The sequence below is a fragment of the Colwellia psychrerythraea genome, from assembly GCF_000764225.1.
Taxonomy (GTDB): Bacteria; Pseudomonadota; Gammaproteobacteria; order Enterobacterales; family Alteromonadaceae; genus Colwellia; species Colwellia psychrerythraea_D.
The window spans coordinates 214,231-232,849 of sequence record NZ_JQED01000005.1 but is presented as its reverse complement, the minus strand read 5'-3'; the positions used below and the strand labels follow the sequence as shown (position 1 = coordinate 232,849).

The 18,619-nt window shown below is 38.2% G+C and carries 11 protein-coding genes; 7 read left to right on the top strand and 4 right to left on the bottom strand.

Translation table 11 applies throughout. From position 1 onward, the window contains the following. Window positions 1–34: 34 nt before the first annotated feature. On the top strand, window positions 35–1,594 hold the full coding sequence (locus tag ND2E_RS18105) for a bacteriohemerythrin (RefSeq protein ID WP_190277797.1): 1,560 nt from the start codon (window positions 35–37) through the stop codon (window positions 1,592–1,594). Between the two features lie 215 nt (window positions 1,595–1,809). After that, window positions 1,810–3,411, top strand: coding sequence for a methyl-accepting chemotaxis protein (locus ND2E_RS18110; protein ID WP_033092398.1), 1,602 nt, complete (start codon window positions 1,810–1,812; stop codon window positions 3,409–3,411). Window positions 3,412–3,444: 33 nt separating this feature from the next. Here the strand turns inward: ND2E_RS18110 and ND2E_RS18115 are convergent, their stop codons facing one another. Then, window positions 3,445–4,347 carry a LysR family transcriptional regulator gene (locus tag ND2E_RS18115; protein WP_033092397.1) on the bottom strand — a complete coding sequence of 301 codons (903 nt, stop codon included), beginning with the start codon at window positions 4,345–4,347 and terminating at the stop codon, window positions 3,445–3,447. A 127-nt stretch (window positions 4,348–4,474) separates the two neighbouring features. On the opposite strand from ND2E_RS18115, the gene ND2E_RS18120 reads away from it, so the two are divergent. From ND2E_RS18120 to ND2E_RS18140, 5 genes are all read left to right on the top strand, one after another. After that, window positions 4,475–6,169 carry an L-lactate permease gene (locus tag ND2E_RS18120; protein WP_033092396.1) on the top strand — a complete coding sequence of 565 codons (1,695 nt, stop codon included), beginning with the start codon at window positions 4,475–4,477 and terminating at the stop codon, window positions 6,167–6,169. Window positions 6,170–6,627: 458 nt separating this feature from the next. Then, on the top strand, window positions 6,628–7,413 hold the full coding sequence (locus ND2E_RS18125; protein WP_033092395.1) for a (Fe-S)-binding protein: 786 nt from the start codon (window positions 6,628–6,630) through the stop codon (window positions 7,411–7,413). After that, window positions 7,410–8,888: a LutB/LldF family L-lactate oxidation iron-sulfur protein gene (locus ND2E_RS18130; RefSeq protein ID WP_033092394.1), complete on the top strand. Its 1,479-nt coding sequence runs from the start codon at window positions 7,410–7,412 to the stop codon at window positions 8,886–8,888. The genes ND2E_RS18125 and ND2E_RS18130 overlap by 4 nt, the downstream gene beginning before the upstream one ends. 4 nt (window positions 8,889–8,892) lie before the next feature. Continuing rightward, the gene (locus tag ND2E_RS18135; RefSeq protein WP_052056226.1) at window positions 8,893–9,579 is read left to right on the top strand and encodes a LutC/YkgG family protein; all 687 of its coding nucleotides are present in this window, start codon (window positions 8,893–8,895) and stop codon (window positions 9,577–9,579) included. A 21-nt stretch (window positions 9,580–9,600) separates the two neighbouring features. Further along, a complete protein-coding gene (locus ND2E_RS18140; protein WP_033092393.1) occupies window positions 9,601–12,435 on the top strand; it encodes an FAD-binding and (Fe-S)-binding domain-containing protein in 2,835 nt (944 codons plus the stop codon). A 498-nt stretch (window positions 12,436–12,933) separates the two neighbouring features. Here the strand turns inward: ND2E_RS18140 and ND2E_RS0121190 are convergent, their stop codons facing one another. The 3 genes from ND2E_RS0121190 to ND2E_RS18145 all read right to left on the bottom strand — a co-directional run bounded on the left by ND2E_RS0121190 (window position 12,934) and on the right by ND2E_RS18145 (window position 18,545). Then, a complete protein-coding gene (locus ND2E_RS0121190; RefSeq protein WP_052056225.1) occupies window positions 12,934–13,989 on the bottom strand; it encodes a GGDEF domain-containing protein in 1,056 nt (351 codons plus the stop codon). Window positions 13,990–14,458: 469 nt separating this feature from the next. After that, window positions 14,459–17,536, bottom strand: coding sequence for a diguanylate cyclase domain-containing protein (locus ND2E_RS0121185; RefSeq protein ID WP_052056224.1), 3,078 nt, complete (start codon window positions 17,534–17,536; stop codon window positions 14,459–14,461). A gap of 343 nt (window positions 17,537–17,879) precedes the next feature. Beyond that, on the bottom strand, window positions 17,880–18,545 hold the full coding sequence (locus tag ND2E_RS18145) for a TorF family putative porin (protein WP_033092391.1): 666 nt from the start codon (window positions 18,543–18,545) through the stop codon (window positions 17,880–17,882). Window positions 18,546–18,619: the final 74 nt, after the last annotated feature.

Here is an 18,619-nt window from a genome sequence, read left to right as displayed (position 1 = left end):
TCAAATAACCTTAGCAAATCACCCCGATGTTATTATGGTTTACCAAGATCGTGACAGCGTAGAACCAGCTATTCAACAAATACTGGAATTAGAGCTTTCATTTAAATCTTACAGATATAATCCAAAAAAGCTGCACGAGATCACTTTACTGAAACCTAAAGTTTTATTATTGGCGTCTAATAATGTTAAAAATACCATTCAGTTTTATATAAATTATTTAGAAGAATACGAACAAAAAATTGCACCCCATAGCGCTATTTTACTGATTAGCAATCGTGAAACCTACCGTGCTTATTTAGCCTGTGAAAATGGCCTTTTTGATAATTATGTCATTATCAACCCGTTAAACGAGCCATACCGATTAAAACTGGTGCTATTGCAGGAATTACAGATAATAGAAAACCATAAAAATAGCAGTTTAGAGCAACTTATTTCCGATGGTGAAGATGAATTGGCATCATGTATAGAGCATGGCGTTGCCTTGAAAAAATCATTTACGGAAGGAGTAAATCAATGTGAAAGTGCAATTTTATCGGCAGCGAATGAATCACTAGATAATGAGGAAGCTAAAAGAGTTTTGCAGAACTTAATAGGTCTTTCGGTTGGAGAGATGAGTGAAAACCTGTCGGCTAGCATTCAAACGATTCTAGACCAGTTAATAAAATTAAAGGCCAATAATCAATCTATAAAACTAGGCTTTGAAAAGCTCCAAATACCAAAAAATAAATCAGTGGTTGGTGTTAATACTGAGCTTTTAACAAAAGATACACCTGAAAATGAATGTCCGAAAACATCGCGCTATAAAGTACTCATTGCTGAGCCTTCTGATATGTTTGCTAGAGTTATTGAGGAAATATTTGCTGACACTGTCTTTAGATGGGCTTTGGTGAATGATGGTCAGGCCGCCCTAGAAAAAATTGAATCTTTTAAACCTGATGTTGCACTGTTAGCTTATGATTTACCGAGTATTAATGGTCTGGAAATCACACGAACACTTCGCGAAGCAGGTAATAAAATGCCTGTGATCGCTTATGCACATGATCAAGATAAATTGGAGATTAAGCGCTGGATTCCATTTGGTTTAAGCGGTTATCTGATTAAACCATTAAAGAAAAGTGCTATTTTAAATAGTGTGACTAAAGCGGTTAAAAACCCAATAGAGATTATCTCTCATAATAAAGTAGCCGATAAAGTTGGCATTGCATGGATTGAGGAATATTCGATAGGCAATACAGAAATTGATGAACAGCATAAAGTGCTCTTTGCTATGATCAACGATTTCTTCCATCAAGATAATAAGGAAGCCGCGATTATGCTATTCCAAAGCCTATCCTCTTATATTGATCTGCACTTTGAAGCGGAAGAAAACTTATTAAGACAAATTAATTATCCAGATACCGAAGAACATATTAACAAACATGGAGAATTAAGAGAAAAATTTCATTTATTACGGGGGAAACTCGATGATTATGATATTGACGTACACCATAAAATAGCTATGTTTCTTTATAATTGGCTTGCGAAGCATATCTTAAAAGCAGATATGGAATATAAGTCTTATGCGTTATCTATAGAAGAGTCGAGCTTTACTTAACCCTAGGGGTGAAATTGTTATTATGTCGCTTTGTGATATTTACCTTGATGCTACCTCAAGCTGATAGTTTTATTTTACTAACCTTATAGTTATTATCCGAAAAGAGGTGGGGTACAGCTCTGAGGAAACGCTATTTTTATGAGGAATCCCTATACTTGCTTTCTTTTTAGTGTATAAATGTATGCTGCTCAGCTTATTAACTCAAGAGAAATTAAATGGTTTCAATTAGTAAAAAAGTCTTACTAGGTTACTTATTAGTGTTATTTGTCGCCATTGCGGCTTCAGTAACCTTGTTTGGTGCTGCGAGTGAAGTAAAACAACGGACTAGCCAGTTTATTGGGGCAACTCTACCTGAGTTAAGTGATTTGCAACAAGTGAAACAGTCTTTAGATGCTATTCAAATAGCAGCGTACGGCTTGTACGGTACTATGATCGAGGCAGGTGAATTCGCTAATGTTATCAATGAGAAAAATCAAGGTCTTGAACAATTGTTGATGGCCAGCGGTGCATTATCATCGCACCAAGAATACCCCGTTATTGTTGAAGAAATCAGCGTGTTGTTTGCTGTTATGACTCAGCTTCAGCGTGTCATGACCGCTGACGAAGTAGATTGGGATGGCGCGCGTGATATTTTGGTTGATGTTGATACGCATTCAAAAAATATATCTGAAAAATTAACTGAAATTAGTAAAGATGTTAGCCAAGATGCTAGTAATAGTTCAACAGCAATTGACACTGAAATTGCTGACATACAACTCCTGGTATTAGCATTGCTTGCTAGCATAGTGACAGTTGCAATAGTTGCTTATACCCTTTCTCACAAAAAAATAGCCTTACCTATTCGCGAGCTTGCTGAAGAATTAGACCATGTTGCACAAAACTATGACTTAACCCGAGTCGTACCTACACTTTCTAATGATGAAACGGGCCTTGCCGGAGAAAGTGTGAATCGACTCCTTAAGGCTTTTAATAGTGGAATTACCGATGTAAGACATATTGCAAATAATATAAACGACTTGGTTGATGTTCTCGGTTCAACGTCAGAAAATGCCGATGTACAGGTCAATTTATTAAATGAAAAAATTGAATTATTATTATCGAGCATGATGACTTTAGAGAGCCAAATTTCCACTGGTTTTGAGCAATCAAATAGTGCAGCTGAACAAGCTAAAGATGGTGCACAAGCTGTTGAAAATGGTGCACAACAAGTGGCCAAAACCTCGACAAGCATTTCATCATTAGCCTCTGATATTGAAGCTTCATCTGAAATGTTAATTGAATTACGTAAGTCGGGTGACCAAGTCTCTACTGTAGTCAGTACTATCGCCGCAATTGCCGATCAAACAAACTTGCTAGCATTAAATGCTGCAATAGAGGCAGCAAGAGCAGGCGAGTCGGGTCGAGGTTTTGCTGTTGTTGCCGATGAAGTTCGTACGCTTGCAACACGTACACATCAGTCAACTATTGAAATTAATACCATGTTGGCGGGCATTGTGGGTGCCATTTCTAAAATCGTTACGTCAATGGAAAGCAACCAAACGCAGGCTGATCAAGCGGTTGCTTTATCGCAAAAAACAGTTGAATCACTGTCATTAATTCAATCTAGTATTTTAAGTTTAAGCAATGTAAGTACTGAAGTGGCAAGTCAAGCTGAGCAATCACATCATCAAGTTGTTGATATGCGCTCATGGGTAGAAGACTTTAAAACAGTAGGCGATGCGGTTTGCCAAGGCAGTATGGAAGGCCGAGAGACCTCATTGAAAATGACTGAGTTAGCGATCAGTTTTAATAAATCGGTAGAACGCTTCCGCACTTGATCGCATATTAAGGCTACAACCACTATCAAAGTGTTAAAAATATTCGGCCTGTCGTTGGTAGCAATCTTTTATATGTTCGATCAGCAGACGTACTTTTTGAGATTGATGTTTGGTATAAGGGTATACCGCATAAATCCCCAATTGGCGGCCGTGAAACTCAGGTAATAATTGCACTAAATCACCACGTTGCATGTCATCATAAACACTACAACGTGGCACATATACTATGCCATATCCAGCAAGTGCTGCTTTACGTAGGGCTTGTGAGTTATTGGTAGCAAAGTTTCCCGATATTTTTACGTAATAGGCTTCGTCTGATTGACTAAAGTACCAATCATGGGCACCTTTATCTTGATAAGTATATGCCATACAGTTATGTCTTGATAATTCTTGTGGTGTTTTTGGGATACCATGTTTTTCAATATAAGTTGGCGCACAACATACGATCCAATTTGATTGCAATAGCGGTTTTGCAATCAAACTTGAGTCACTTAATACCCCAGTTCTAATAGCTAAGTCTTGTCCCTCTTTAATCAAATCAACGAACTCATTTTCTAAGCGCATCTCTACACTTAATTTAGGGTGGCGCTGACAAAATTCAGCAACGGCTTGCGCGAGAATCAACTCCCCTGAAATGGTTGGCACTGTCATTTTGATAGTACCCGACAAGCCTTCACTAAAACTGCTCACAGCACTAACTGCATCATTTACTTGCTTATTAATGTCTTTTGAGTGGTTGTAAAGTACTTCTCCTGCTTCTGTTAAACTTAATCGTCTTGTTGTTCTATATAACAGCTGTATGCCTAAACTTTTCTCAAGTTTTGAAATTTTTTTACTCAGTGCTGCAGGTGATATCTCTGCCAACTGGGCAGCTTTATTGAAGGATTTAGCCTCAACAATTAATGAAAACAAAGCCAATTCGCTAGCATTAGGCATCTATTACGTTCCTTTTGTTAATAATGAATTTATTATAGCCCTATTCATAAATAATGTCGTTAGGTATAGATTGAATAAAACTATAACAAAGCACCTACTGAACATGAAAGTAGGGCGAGGATAAAATATGTCAATTACACTACAAGCTTTACTCGCGTTTATGCCGATTGCCCTGTCGGCAGTATTACTCATCGGTCTTCATTGGCCAGCAAAAAAGGCTATGCCTGTTGTTTACACCGTAACAGCAGCTATAGCCTTTTTTGCCTGGGAAATGAGCTTTAATCGAATCATTGCTAGTTCAATGCAAGGACTAATGATCACTATTGCTGTGCTGTGGATCATCTTTGGCGCAATAATGTTGCTCAATACCTTACAACACTCTGGCGCTATTTTACGGATAAGGGCTGGTTTTACTAATATCAGTCCGGATCGTAGGGTACAGGCCATTATTATTGCTTGGCTCTTTGGCTGTTTCATTGAAGGGGCATCAGGTTTCGGAACACCCGCCGCTATTGCAGCACCTTTACTGGTAGCGATTGGTTTTCCTGCTATATCAGCAGTGATGATTGGTATGATGATTCAGTCAACACCAGTGTCATTTGGCGCGGTAGGTACCCCCATTATCATTGGTGTTAGCAGTGGTTTAGATAAAAGTAATCTCACCGAACAGCTTATTGCTAATGGCAGTAGTTGGGAGCAGTTTTTACGACTCATTACCTCAGAGGTTGCCGTAGGGCACGCTATTGTAGGTACCTTGATGCCACTCTTTATGGTGGTAATGTTGACGCGATTCTTTGGTCAAAATAAAAGTTGGAAAGAAGGTTTTGAAATCGCTCCTTTTGCAATCTTTGCCGGCTTAGCATTTACCCTACCTTACGCACTAACGGGTATTTTTCTTGGCCCTGAATTCCCTTCACTTATTGGTGCCTTGGTTGGTATGGCTATTGTTGTACCGCTTGCAAAACGTGGCTTTCTTATGCCAAAGAAGGCATGGGATTTCGCACCGAAAGAACAATGGCCTGCTCACTGGTTAGGCAAAATATCATTTAAACAAGATAACAAACAAGCTAAAACATCAATGTCGTTAACAAGAGCGTGGTTACCGTATTTACTTGTGGCAGTTATTCTTGTGCTTAGCCGTGTTTCAACTGAATTTAAAGCTTTATTAAAGAGCCTTTCATTTGGCTTTAGCAACATTCTTGGCGAAGTAGGCATTAGTGCAAGTGTTCAGCCTTTATATCTACCCGGTGGTATCTTGTTTTTTGTGTGTATCCTGACGTTATTTTTACATCAGATGAAGTTTAAACAAGTGGTAGATGCAGCTAAACAGTCAACGACTACGCTAGTGGGCGCAGGTTTTGTCCTCATCTTTACTATTCCTATGGTACGTATACTAATTAACTCCGGTGTTAATGGTGCTGACCTCGCTGCCATGCCGGTTGCCATGGCAAGTTTTGTTGCGCAAACGTTTGGTGATCTGTACCCGTTATTTGCACCTAGCATTGGTGCGCTTGGTGCTTTTATTGCGGGTTCAAATACCGTGAGCAATATGATGTTAAGTCAATTTCAGTTTGAAGTGGCTAATGCGCTGTCTGTTTCAGGTGCTGTACTCGTCGCTTCACAAGCTATAGGTGCAGCAGCAGGCAACATGATAGCAATTCATAATGTGGTCGCAGCTTCCGCAACGGTTGGTTTATTGGGGCAAGAAGGTAGAACATTGCGCAAAACTATATTACCAACTATTTATTATGTAATAGCTGTCGGTGTGCTTGGATTTATTGCTATCAATGTCTTCAACGTCAGTGATCCTCTACTCGGCTAAGTAATGGGCTAATTAAATAGCCATCAAAAACTTGCAGCTAGGCTTGTCCTAAATTATGCCTAGGTTTGCAAGTTGACAAACTAATGTAGCTATTTTTATCAGGTAGCCATTTCAGCAGTTTTGAAATGATTGATTAATGCTATTTTTTGAAACTGTAATTTATACCAAGCGGATTAATTTATTGGTCAGCTCAGAGTTATATTAGCGAGCTTAAAACAAACAAAATGAGTTAAGCATAGTTAGTCTATATTTCATTCGTTTTGTGATGTTATCAGTTTGCTAATGAGCTCCTAAAGGGCGAGTTCCTAATTAAAGGTAAAGGTTTACATGCGGCGTTATTGATTTTGATAAGGGAACAACCATTCTCTTCAATCAATGCCTTACCTCTAAACCTTTTCATTCTCGCTAAGTGATCAATAAATTAATTCGATTGGTATTACACTAATAGAGAGCAATCTATGCAACAACTTAACACTCAGCATCTCCGTGACTATCCTAAAAAGCCAAAGCAGGTTTATTTATTTGGTACTTGTATCGTTGATAGTTTTTTTCCTGATACGGGCATGGATGCTATCGAATTACTTGAACGCGAAGGCATTGAGGTTATTTACCCGCAGGGGCAGAGTTGCTGTGGGCAACCGGCCTATAACTCTGGTTATAAAGATGAAGCTAAAGCGGTAGCTTTGTCACAAGTGAAACAATTCCCTCTTGATATTCCTGTTGTTGTCGTTTCGGGATCTTGTGGTGGCATGATGCGTCATCACTACCTTGATCTGCTTGGTGATGACCCTGAAATCAATAACTTTTGTCAACGTGTATTCGAATTGACTGAATTTTTGGTGCATGTACTGCATTTAAAACCTGTGGATCAAGGTCCAAAAGAAAAAGTTGCGTTACATACTTCTTGTGCGGCTAGAAGAGAAATGGGCGTACATCTCACTGGTAATAAGCTGATTTCTCAACTCGCCAATGTTGAATTGGTTATACATGATTATGAAAGTGAGTGTTGTGGTTTTGGTGGAACATTTGCAGTAAAGCATGCAGATATATCAGCTGCCATGGTGGCTGATAAAAGTAAACATCTTGTTGCAACTGATGCCGTTAGGTATGTTAGTGCTGATCATGGTTGCATGATGAATATAAATGGCGCGCTCGATTATCAAAAACAATCATTACGTGGTGAGCATATTGCGAGTTACTTACTTAATCGTATCAAAGGTAATTCATCTAAGGGCTCACTATGAAACATATAATTGAAGAAGAAAGCAAATATGCCGCCTCTGCAAAAGCCTTTCGTGCGAATGTTGCACGAGACCTTGGCAATGAAGAACTGAGGTCAAACTTTCGGGGTGCGATGGATTATTTGATGGATAAGCGGAAAAGTGCTTTTTCATCAGAAGATGAACTTGAAGTATTACGCGAACAGTGCAAATTAATCAAACAGCGCTGTTTAGCGAAGTTACCACATTTGCTTGAGCAATTAGAGGGTAACCTTGAAAGAAATGGCATCAAGGTGCATTGGGCTGAAACAATAACTGAAGCAAATGAAATTATTGCCCAGCTTATTGCCGATAAAAAGGGCAGTTCAGTCGTTAAAGGTAAATCTATGGTGTCAGAAGAAACGGCACTAAATGACTACCTTGAAGAACGAAATGTCGAATGTCTTGAATCAGATATGGGTGAGTACATTGTACAATTGGCGAAAGAGCATCCGTCTCATATCATCATGCCCGCAATTCATCAAAATAAAAAACAAGTAGCTAAATTATTTGCTGATAATATTGAGGGCTTTGAGTACAGCACCGATGTTGACACCTTAATTCAGCAAGGTAGAGAAGTACTTAGAAATAAATTTTGTCAAGCTGATGTCGGCATCTCAGGTGTTAACTTTGCGGTAGCTGAAACGGGTACACTCTGTTTAGTTGAAAATGAAGGTAATGGTCGTATGTGTACTACGATACCTGACTTACACATTGCCATAACAGGTATAGAAAAAGTCGTTGAACACCTATCTGACGTTCCACCACTGCTAAGTTTGTTAACGCGAAGCGCTACCGGACAAGCTATTTCAACCTACTTTAATATGATCAGTTCAGCTCGAAAGCCAGGTGAAAAAGATGGCCCTCAGGAAGTGCACTTAGTTTTACTTGATAATGGACGTAGTCAAGCCTTTGCCGATGAAGAATTAAAGCAAACATTACAATGTATTCGTTGTGGTGCCTGTATGAACCATTGTCCAGTATATACCCGTATTGGCGGTCATGCTTATGGCACTGTATATCCGGGACCTATTGGTAAAATGGTGTCACCGCACATGTTGGGATTAGAAGCGACCACTAATTTACCGACAGCATCAACCCTATGTGGGGCTTGTGGTGAGGTTTGTCCCGTTAAAATCCCTATTCCTAAGATACTATTGCGTTTGCGCCAAGAAAGCGTCAAACCTAAGTCTCAACAACCTGAAGTAATGAAAGGGCAGGGAGCAGGCCGCAGTAGTGTCGAAGCACTCATTTGGAAAGTATGGGCACAAGTGCATAAATCACCAACTATGTATGCTTTATCAATGTGGGGGTTAACACGCTTTCGCTTTTTAATGCCTAAGAAGCTTGGAGGCTGGACGAGTGTTAGAACGGCACCTAAACCGGCAGCAACGACGTTACATCAGAGAGTGAAAGCTAAACAAGAAAAAGCAAAGCAATCACAGCAAGAGCGAGGCTAACCTTATGACAAATACTAAAGCGGATATCAAAGCAGTCAGTAAAACAGCACGTGGCAATATTCTTGCAAAATTAAAAGCGGAAGTCAGTGGTGCAGATTATGACAAATTGCCTGAAGAAGTTCCTTTTAACTATCCAGAGTTCAGTCGTGAAGAAAACTTAGCTCAGTTTATTTCTGAACTAGAAAAAAACCATGCACAAGTGATCAAAACCACAAAAGCAAATATGGCATCGGTTATCAGTGAGCAGCTTAAGGCGCTAAATATTACCAAACTTTTGTATGGTGAAAATGATGAACATAGTGAAGTCATTGCAGCGTTAGATAGTAAGATAGATTTGCAAACCTATGATTTTTCGATTGATAACAATAAAGAAAGACTCTTTAATGAATGCCCAGCAGCTTTGTCTAGCTCGCGCTGTTCAATTGCAGCAACAGGATCTATCGTGTTATGGCCTGACGAAAATGAGCCAAGAAGTTTATCATTGGTACCGCCAGTGCACTTTGTGATTGTCGATGCCAATGAATTATATGCCGACTTTACCAGCTTGATTAAGGCGCAGCAATGGCAAGATAAATTACCAACTAACGTTGTCTTAGTATCAGGCCCATCGAAAACGGCCGATATTCAACAAACGTTAGCGTATGGTGCTCATGGCCCGAAAGCGCTTATTGTTTTATTAATAAATATCTAATAGTTAATTTGGGAAGGTTTTATGTTACCTGAGCATTATCAATTGCTTGCTAAGCAAGTTGCAGAGTTTATTCCAGCATCACGTATTATTACCGATTATACTCGACGCTTGGCTTATGGCGTTGATGCCAGTTTCTATCGTTTAGTACCCCAATTAGTCCTTATTTTGGATGATGAAACTGAAGTAGTAAGGGTAATTAAAGCGGCAGCTCACGCTAAATTACCGGTCACCTTTAGGGCTGCTGGTACCAGTCTATCGGGACAAGCACAATCAGACTCTATTTTGATCATGCTGACCAATAATTGGCGTAACCATGAAATAGTCGATCTTGGCCTGAAGATAAAATTGGGGCCGGGTGTTATTGGAGCCGATGCGAACAAGTATTTATTACCTTATGGGCGAAAAATTGGCCCTGATCCGGCCTCAATCAATACCTGTAAAATTGCAGGTATTGCTGCTAATAATGCCAGTGGCATGTGTTGTGGTGTTGCGCAAAACAGTTATCAAACACTTGATAATATTCGTCTTGTTTTACATGATGGTAGCATTCTGGATACCGCTGACCAAGCGAGTATTTCTGCCTTTAAAAAAAGCCATGTACAACTGTTAGAACGCTTACATATCCTCGCCATTAAAACCCGCAGTGATGAGAAATTAAGTGCGTTAATTAAGCATAAATACCGATTAAAAAATACCACGGGTTATGCTATTAATTCTCTGATTGATTTTGAAGACCCTATCGATATCCTTGCCCATTTAATGATTGGCTCAGAAGGCACTTTAGGTTTTATTTCTTCTATCACCTATAACACGGTTATAGAGCATAAATACCGTGCTTCCTCGATAGTGTTTTTTCCCGATATGCGCACTACTTGTTCTGCGGTTAGCGCATTAGCTGATGCCAATGTATCTGCGGTTGAATTAATGGACAGGCGATCATTAGCTTCAGTTAGTGATATGAAAGGCTTGCCCGAATTTATCAAAACACTCGGCAAAGATGTTGGCGCACTGCTGATTGAAACGCGCGCAGCAAATCAGCAATTATTAACGGAGCAAATTGCAGATCTAGAAAATTTATTAAGTGATTTCAAGCAAACCAATGTTATCAAATTTACTGATGTTGCAAGTGAGTACTCACAACTGTGGGCTATTCGAAAAGGCACATTCCCAGCCGTTGGTGCGGTGCGAGAAACAGGTACTACGGTTATCATCGAAGACGTTGCTTTTCCTGTTGAACAACTTGCTGATGCGGTTGCTAAGTTACAAGGGCTTTTCGAAAAATATCACTATGATGAAGCGATTATTTTTGGTCATGCCCTTGATGGTAATTTACATTTTGTTTTCACACAGGACTTTTCAACACAAGCAGAAGTAGACCGTTATCAGTCTTTCATGGATGATGTTTGTCAGCTAGTGGCAGTCGATTATCAAGGGTCACTGAAGGCTGAACATGGTACTGGGCGAAATATGGCACCCTTTATCGAATTAGAGTGGGGCAAAGAAGGCTTTAGTTTAATGCAGCAGTTAAAGGCATTATTTGACCCGAGTTTCTTACTAAACCCTGGCGTTATCATCAATGATGATCCATTAGCCCATATTAAAAATTTAAAAAATTTACCTGCAGCACATGACATTGTCGATAAATGTATTGAATGTGGATTTTGTGAGCCAGTATGTCCTTCAAAAGGATTGAGCCTAACGCCTAGGCAACGTATTACCACTTATCGTGAAATTCGTCGTTTAACAGCCTCAAATGATAATCCTCAACAGTTAAGAGAACTTGAAAAAGATTTCAACTACCTTGGCGTCGATACCTGCGCTGCAACAGGCTTGTGTGCGGATCGCTGTCCTGTGGGCATTAACACTGGTGATCTGATCCGAGATCTTCGCAATGTTAGAAATACTAAGTACCAAGGGCTATCGCAAAAGCTTGCGAACAACTTTGCCAGTATAGAAAAAATGACCCGGGTTTCTTTGGCCATTGCTGGTTTTAGCCAACGTCTACTTGGTAATAGTGTGATGGGCGGATTAACGGGAACGGTGCGTAAATTATCAGCCAATAATATTCCTTTATGGAGTAAATACTTGCCAAATAAAGCTCGCTATCAACCTAAAGTGATTTCAAACTATAGTAGCGTTAAACCCAAAGTTGTCTATATACCAAGTTGTGCCAGCCGAAGTATGGGACAAGCGGTAGATGCAACTGAGCAACGTTCATTAACTGAAGTGACCTATGCAGTGTTAGCTAAGGCAGGTTTTGACATTATTAGCCCTGACTTTACCGGTGAATGTTGCGGTATGCCATTTAATAGTAAAGGTATGTTTGATGAAGCTGAGCAGAAAAGGAGTTCATTGTTAACTAAGTTAACAGAGTTGAGTGAAAATGGTCAGCATCCTATTTTAATTGATACCAGCCCATGTAAATCGATGTTGTTAGAAAACACAGCCGCGACGGCAAATTTATCCATCTATGAGCCGGTAGGTTTTACTGCCGATGTACTGGCGGAACATCTAGTGTTTGAGCAATTAAACGATACCATCATGTTGCATGTCACCTGTAGCAGCAGGCGTATGGGTTTAACAGATAAAATGGAACAAGTTGCCAAATTATGTAGTCATAATGTTGTCATCCCTGAACATATCCAGTGTTGTGGCTTTGCTGGAGATAAAGGTTTTACCACCCCTGAGCTGAATGAAAATGCATTAGCAACGTTAAAAGAACAAGTGCCTTCGGGCTGTTCTGTCGGGTATAGCAACAGCAGAACCTGCGAAATAGGTTTATCACATCATGCGGGAATCGATTATCAATCCATTCTTTATTTGGTAGATAAAGCAACAACGAGTAAAGAAGTTTAGGCACTATAAATAAAGTAAGTGTTGTTATTAACATTTTCATGGAGATAAGCCGTTAAGCGTTATCGCCATGAAAAATTATAGTCAGACTTCATTACATGATAAATGGCTAACTGATTCTGGCAAACTCTTAACCAATAGTTGATACTATCAAATCTATTCCCGCTATTAATAGCTTGTAATGTTGAGTTTTTTGAACTGATTTTTGAGAAATTAACGTCATTAAGAGCAAAACTTAATATCGATAACTATACTGCTTTAGTCATTCTTCGTGATGAAGCTCTCGCTACACCTGAAGCAATGACTTACTTCACTAATTATTTGAAAACGGTACAAGTGCGTGCTGTAGCCATTATCTTGCAATATACAGAAAGTCTTTCAACCACAGAGGCACTTTGCAAAAAGCATACACAGATTCCGGCGTGAATCATCGCTTTTTCTTTGATAACAATAATGCGACTACTTGCTTAAGAAAATGTATGGAGGCTACTTAATTATCCGTTAAAGTTTTGGATATACTTGATTTCTTCCAGAATTTTTTGCTTGGTATAAGTACTTGTCTGCACAATTGATTAATTCATCAATACTTTGATCGTCTTTAAATTGCGCAATGCCCATACTCACTGTTATTTCAATGTGTTTATCTTGATAATTGACTAGGTGACCTTGCAGTTTTTGCTGAATCTTTATTGCTAAAGCATGCGCATTTTTTGCAACTGTTTGCGGTAAGATAAATAAAAACTCTTCCCCGCCCCAACGAGCAACACAATCTTGTTCTCTTATACTGTGGGTAAATATTTTTGCAAGTTCTATTAATACAGTATCACCAGCGTTGTGTCCGTATAGATCATTAATTTTTTTAAAATGATCGACATCACAAATAATGATAGACAAGGGTTCTTTGCTTCGTAGTAATCTTGCCTGTGCTCGCTTTAAAATACAGAGTGCATCACGGCGGTTGGACAGTTGAGTTAAGGGGTCGAAATGGGCAAGTTGTTGGTATTTTTTACTTAATTCTAGTGTGTGTTTATAAGATTTTTCCCGTGAATATTCGTACAAAGCCGATAGAAAGGTAACGGTTAAAAAAGAATAGAGTAACCGTAATTTAAACTCTCTACTGTAGGGTGCATGAGCAATAATATCTGTGGGCATAAACATCAGGGTGCTGATGATGGCTACAAATAGTGCAATATCGATCAGTCCGCGCTTTAAACCGTGAATAAAAACTGAAACAGGTGCAACAATAAATATCCATAAAGGCCCAGTATTTTCAACTCCGCCTGAGTAGATAAGGTAGAACATTAATAAATAAAGAGAATAGAGAATAATAGCGGAACTTAACTTTATATTATTGTATTTATGGTAAGCAAAATAACCAAGGAAGTAGGTAAAAGAAGCAAAAAATAACCAGGCAGCTAAGACAAAATTGTTATTGAATAGCCCAATGAGTCCCATGATAGCGGTAATTGACATACCGACCAAGGCGAATAAAGACACAACATGCGCTTGTTGTTGACCTTCATTAACAAGACTGTTTAGTTGGGGATCTTCATACAAAGAATATAATCCTAATAGTACAATAAGCAAATGTCACAGGATAACTTAGCATGACACTTTTGTAATAAATACTAGCGTGCGATTTTATAAAAGACAAGTGTCTGTATCATTGGGATGAAAAGCCGTTGTGGGGCTATAGATTTAAATTATCGTGCCTAAGAATAAAAATTAATGATCAATGTTATATAACCTGAGCTCGGCTTAACAAATGTTTATCTAGCCGATATTTTTCCTAACTTCTGCGTTAAATTTACTGGCAAAAGACCAGCTATTGACGCGAAATTTGCCTTAAATTAAGAAAAACTATCAAGCCAGAAAGTCACCGGAATAGTTTATGTAGATATTTCAATGGCTCAAATATCTCTTAAACCGAGTTCAGGTTATGTATTTTTTGGAGGTGGGTAAATAGCGAATGAAAGCTTATAGGGTAATAAGTGCATTAGTAAATACTTGATTAGCGTCACATCAGCTAATCTGCTCGGATAATTTTATTTCGTCCATTTGTTTTACCAAGATATAGTGCTTTATCTGCAGCGCCAACTATAGAATCAACAGATGTTTTTTGCTCAGGTGCAATAGTAACAACACCTACCGTTAAGGTGACAAAGTGACTCGTTTTAGACTTTTCATGAGGAATCTTCATATTCTCTATCGCAGAACATAAACGTTCTGCCACCAGAGTAGACTGTTGCTCAGATGTGTTGGGAAGGATAATGGCGAACTCTTCACCACCATAACGACAATTTGCATCTGTCATTCTTGCTACGTTGGTACAAATACATTGTGCTACTTGTTTCAGGCAATTGTCGCCTTGTTGATGACCGTAAAAATCATTAAATAACTTAAAGTGATCAATATCGCAAAGAATGAGAGATAAAGGTTGCTTTTGGCGATAATGTCTACTTATCTCTATTGTCAGTTGCTTATCAAAATATCGGCGATTATACATCCCCGTTAAGCCATCCTGATAGGTGAGTACTTCCAGCTGCTTATTTGCAGCTATCAAGTCACTTGCTTTTGCGTTTAAGGAAGCCGTTTTTTCTTTTACCTGTTCTTCTAGTGTTAAAACAAACTGCTTCTGCCTCGCTATTTCTGTCTGTTGCAATCGTGTTCGAAAATAAATAGCAATAAACACAATAAGTAGCGTTAACAATGTATATAAACTATATGCCCACCAAGTTTTCCAAGGTGGGGGAGAGACATATAAGTTTATAGATAATATTTTCTCACCCCATTTACCACTGCTGTTTGTAGCTTTGACTAAAAATTTATATGAGCCACCATCTAAATTAGTAAAAGAAGCGACATTTCGATTACCAATATCAATCCAATGATCATCATAACCTTCTAGTTTATAAGCATAGAGGTTTTTATTAGGGGAAATAAAATCTAATACTGAGAATTCAAATGAAAAAAAGTAATCAAGGTAAGAAAGCTGAATATCAGTTACATAAGAATAAGGAGTTTCAAGCTTTACCGAGTGCCCCATTGTATTGAATCCGGTTAAAATAATATTGAACTCACTGTTATTCGCTTCAATAGCTGAAGTATTAAAAAATTCAATACCTCTTTGACTACTAGTGAAAAGCGTTTGGTTTCCACCTTTTACCAAGCTATTTGGATAATAATTTAATCCTAATAATCCATTATAACTGTCAAAATTGGTCACAGTTCCGGATATTGGGTTTAGCTTCGAAATCCCCTTATTTGTTGTCAGCCATAGGTGACCATTATTATCATCTTCAATTGCACGTATTAACGAGGTCGGTAAACCATTTTTTTTGCTAAAATGTTTAAAGCTATTTGTTTCCGGCAGGTATAAATTGAGGCCTTTTTGCGTAGCTACCCAAATGTTTCCATCGCTAGATTGGTGTATATCCTGAACTATTTTCCCTAGTAAGCTATTTTGTTTATTATGCTCACTTTTAAATGAAATAAATCCTTGGCTAATATCATCCCAAAGATTGATACCATCACCCGTGCCAACCCAAAGGTTTTGCTCGTTATCTTTAAATATCTCTAACACTTCTGGATGAGATAAGCCTAGTGAATCATCCAAATGATTAAAAGACTTTGTTAAAGGGTTATAGCGATAGATACCATTTTTATAAGTCCCAATCCAAAGGTTGCCATCTTTATCAGTATTAAGCGCGCGCAACTCTCTAAATTCGTTAAAGCTGGCATCAGATTTCGGATATTTTATTAAATCAATTTTCTTTGATTTCAAATCAAATTTTGCTAAACCATCATCTTGTGCAATCCATAAAATATTGTTTTCATCAAGCAATATAATAGGTTTTTCTAATAACCTATTTTCCCCATAACCATTTTTACTGCTAAAGATTGGTGCGGATAATCTCTCTAGCTTTTGCGATGAATTTTTCCATTTATATAATTCAGATGAAGAAGAGACAATTAATAAATCACCATTAGCATCAATGGTTATACCATTAGGCGCTGTCAGAGAAGAACTATTAATAGATTTAAATTTACGATGAGGTACTATTTTATATATACCGTGTGTCTCACTAGTCACCCAGATGGTTCTAGAGCTATCTTCGAATATAATTCTTAAGCCGTTGTTATGCTCAAGTTCAAACTGCTCGATTTGAAGACTTGAGCTTGATTGTCGGAACAGACCTTTGCTTGAAACAAACCAAAGGTCTCCTTTGTGATCCTCAATCATGGAATTGACTTGACCTAGGTATTCGTCATTAAGGTTTTTTAACGGTGTGAACCGTTCGCTTTGTTTATCGAATTTATAGGGGCCTTTTTGTGTACCGACGTATAATTTATTGTTTGATGTTTTTAAAATACTTCTAATTTCGTTTGCACCCGTTGGAGTTGGGTTATTTGGATCAGGAAAAAAATGAGAAAAGGTTTTATTCTTTTTATCGTATAAGTTTAAGCCAAAGCTCGTCGCAATCCATAAGCTTTGCTTATCATTCTCTTCAATATCCCATATTCTATTATGAGATAAACCAGCGCCTAGCTCATTATTTTTCTCAATATGCTCAAAGCTATTATCACCTAAGTATCGGTTTAAGCCATGATCATAAGATCCGAGCCAAATAGTATTATCTTGATCATGAAATAAGGATTGTATGCGATTAGATGAGATAGAATCGCTGCGGAGAGGATCTTGGATAAAATGGTGAAACGTTCCTGTTTTTGGTTCATAAAGATTCGCACCGCCCCCCCAAGTGCCAACCCATATCCTCCCATCACGATCTAGCATGAGATTACCTGCATCATTATGCGATAATCCGTTTGCACTCATACTATCAAATTCAAAGAGGGTTACTTTTCGACTGTCGTAACGCATAACGCCATTTTCGGCAGTGCCAAACCAAAGTAAACCTTGGTTATCTTGAATAATTGAATATATCTCAGAAGAAACAAAACCATCGTCTTCAGTTAACATTTCGACAGAGTACTCATTAATAAGCTCTGAAGAGAGCTCATTACTATATGCTGGCATACAAATGCCAACAAGAAATAGAATAAAATACATAAAGCGATTAAAAAACAATGAAATATATCTCATAGACGGTAAAGCTATTAAAGCTAAGCGCAGAACAAAAAAGCACCAAAGGTACTATTTTAGTTTATTTATCAGGCGATTACTATGATAAAAAGGTGATGCTTTGCTTATGACAAGATTATATTTTAAACGAAAAAACAAAAATAAAAAGGCAGGCTAATTAGTAATACTCGAATTTGTGACGATTATGACTTTCCCATCGCCTAACGGTGAGGTTTTATGTACTTCAATAAGGTTAGTATTATTGAAAGTGAATGGTATTTAATTAACAAATAAAAAAATAGCCTGTTGGATGAACAGGCTAAATGTAAAGCAAACAGAAATTCACTGTATGTGAACAAAGTGCTTAAAAAGTGCGAGAAACACCTAAAACAAATCGGAAATCTGCATTGTCTGCATCATCAATATCAGTATTTATTACGGCAGCAGTAAAATCAAAATCAAAAAATGTTTTTGCAACAGTTGCGCTGTAATCTATATACTCAGCATCGTCAAATGCATCACCCATGGTATAACCAGCTTGCAAAGTTAAGGCATACTCTTGAGGTAATTCGATATCGTAAGCAGCAGAAATATATTGTGCTGAATCTCCAGTATTTACATAATCAGATGCATAGCCAAGACCTAGCGTGAATGCGTTAATATAAGCGTTAAAAAGAAGTTCGCCGTAATCAGAGTCATCTGCTGAGCTGTAACCCTGATAGGTGTAGTAGTTATACATTACATCATACGAAAAAGTATCATTTACTTCGCCAAAGTAACCTGCGTAGAAATCTATTTCTGCGTTGGCATCATCTTCAAAGTCAACATTTGATGCCCAAACACCAGCAAAAAATCCACTTTCATGTTCGTAATCTAAACTAGCCTGAATAGCTGGCGAGCTATCTGTTTGACTAACACCCCTGAACACATAATCCGACGTTAATGTTCCGGTGACACTTACTTCTGCAGAGACAAGTGGAGCTATAGCCGTAAGGGCGAGTGTTGCTGCTAACAATTTAATTTTATTCATGTTATTCCTTTTTTTATGGTTTTATGGTTTTTAAATTAAATCAAATTAAATACAATTTAATGTACTTTCGCTTT

What these genes read in the sequence shown, in the direction of transcription:
- ND2E_RS18105 (WP_190277797.1), top strand. Translation starts at nt 35, where the DNA reads ATGGTTTACCAAGATCGTGACAGCGTAGAACCAGCTATTCAACAAATA.
- ND2E_RS18110 (WP_033092398.1), top strand. Translation starts at nt 1,810, where the DNA reads ATGGTTTCAATTAGTAAAAAAGTCTTACTAGGTTACTTATTAGTGTTA.
- ND2E_RS18115 (WP_033092397.1), bottom strand. Translation starts at nt 4,347, where the DNA reads ATGCCTAATGCTAGCGAATTGGCTTTGTTTTCATTAATTGTTGAGGCT.
- ND2E_RS18120 (WP_033092396.1), top strand. Translation starts at nt 4,475, where the DNA reads ATGTCAATTACACTACAAGCTTTACTCGCGTTTATGCCGATTGCCCTG.
- ND2E_RS18125 (WP_033092395.1), top strand. Translation starts at nt 6,628, where the DNA reads ATGCAACAACTTAACACTCAGCATCTCCGTGACTATCCTAAAAAGCCA.
- ND2E_RS18130 (WP_033092394.1), top strand. Translation starts at nt 7,410, where the DNA reads ATGAAACATATAATTGAAGAAGAAAGCAAATATGCCGCCTCTGCAAAA.
- ND2E_RS18135 (WP_052056226.1), top strand. Translation starts at nt 8,893, where the DNA reads ATGACAAATACTAAAGCGGATATCAAAGCAGTCAGTAAAACAGCACGT.
- ND2E_RS18140 (WP_033092393.1), top strand. Translation starts at nt 9,601, where the DNA reads ATGTTACCTGAGCATTATCAATTGCTTGCTAAGCAAGTTGCAGAGTTT.
- ND2E_RS0121185 (WP_052056224.1), bottom strand. Translation starts at nt 17,536, where the DNA reads ATGAGATATATTTCATTGTTTTTTAATCGCTTTATGTATTTTATTCTA.
- ND2E_RS18145 (WP_033092391.1), bottom strand. Translation starts at nt 18,545, where the DNA reads ATGAATAAAATTAAATTGTTAGCAGCAACACTCGCCCTTACGGCTATA.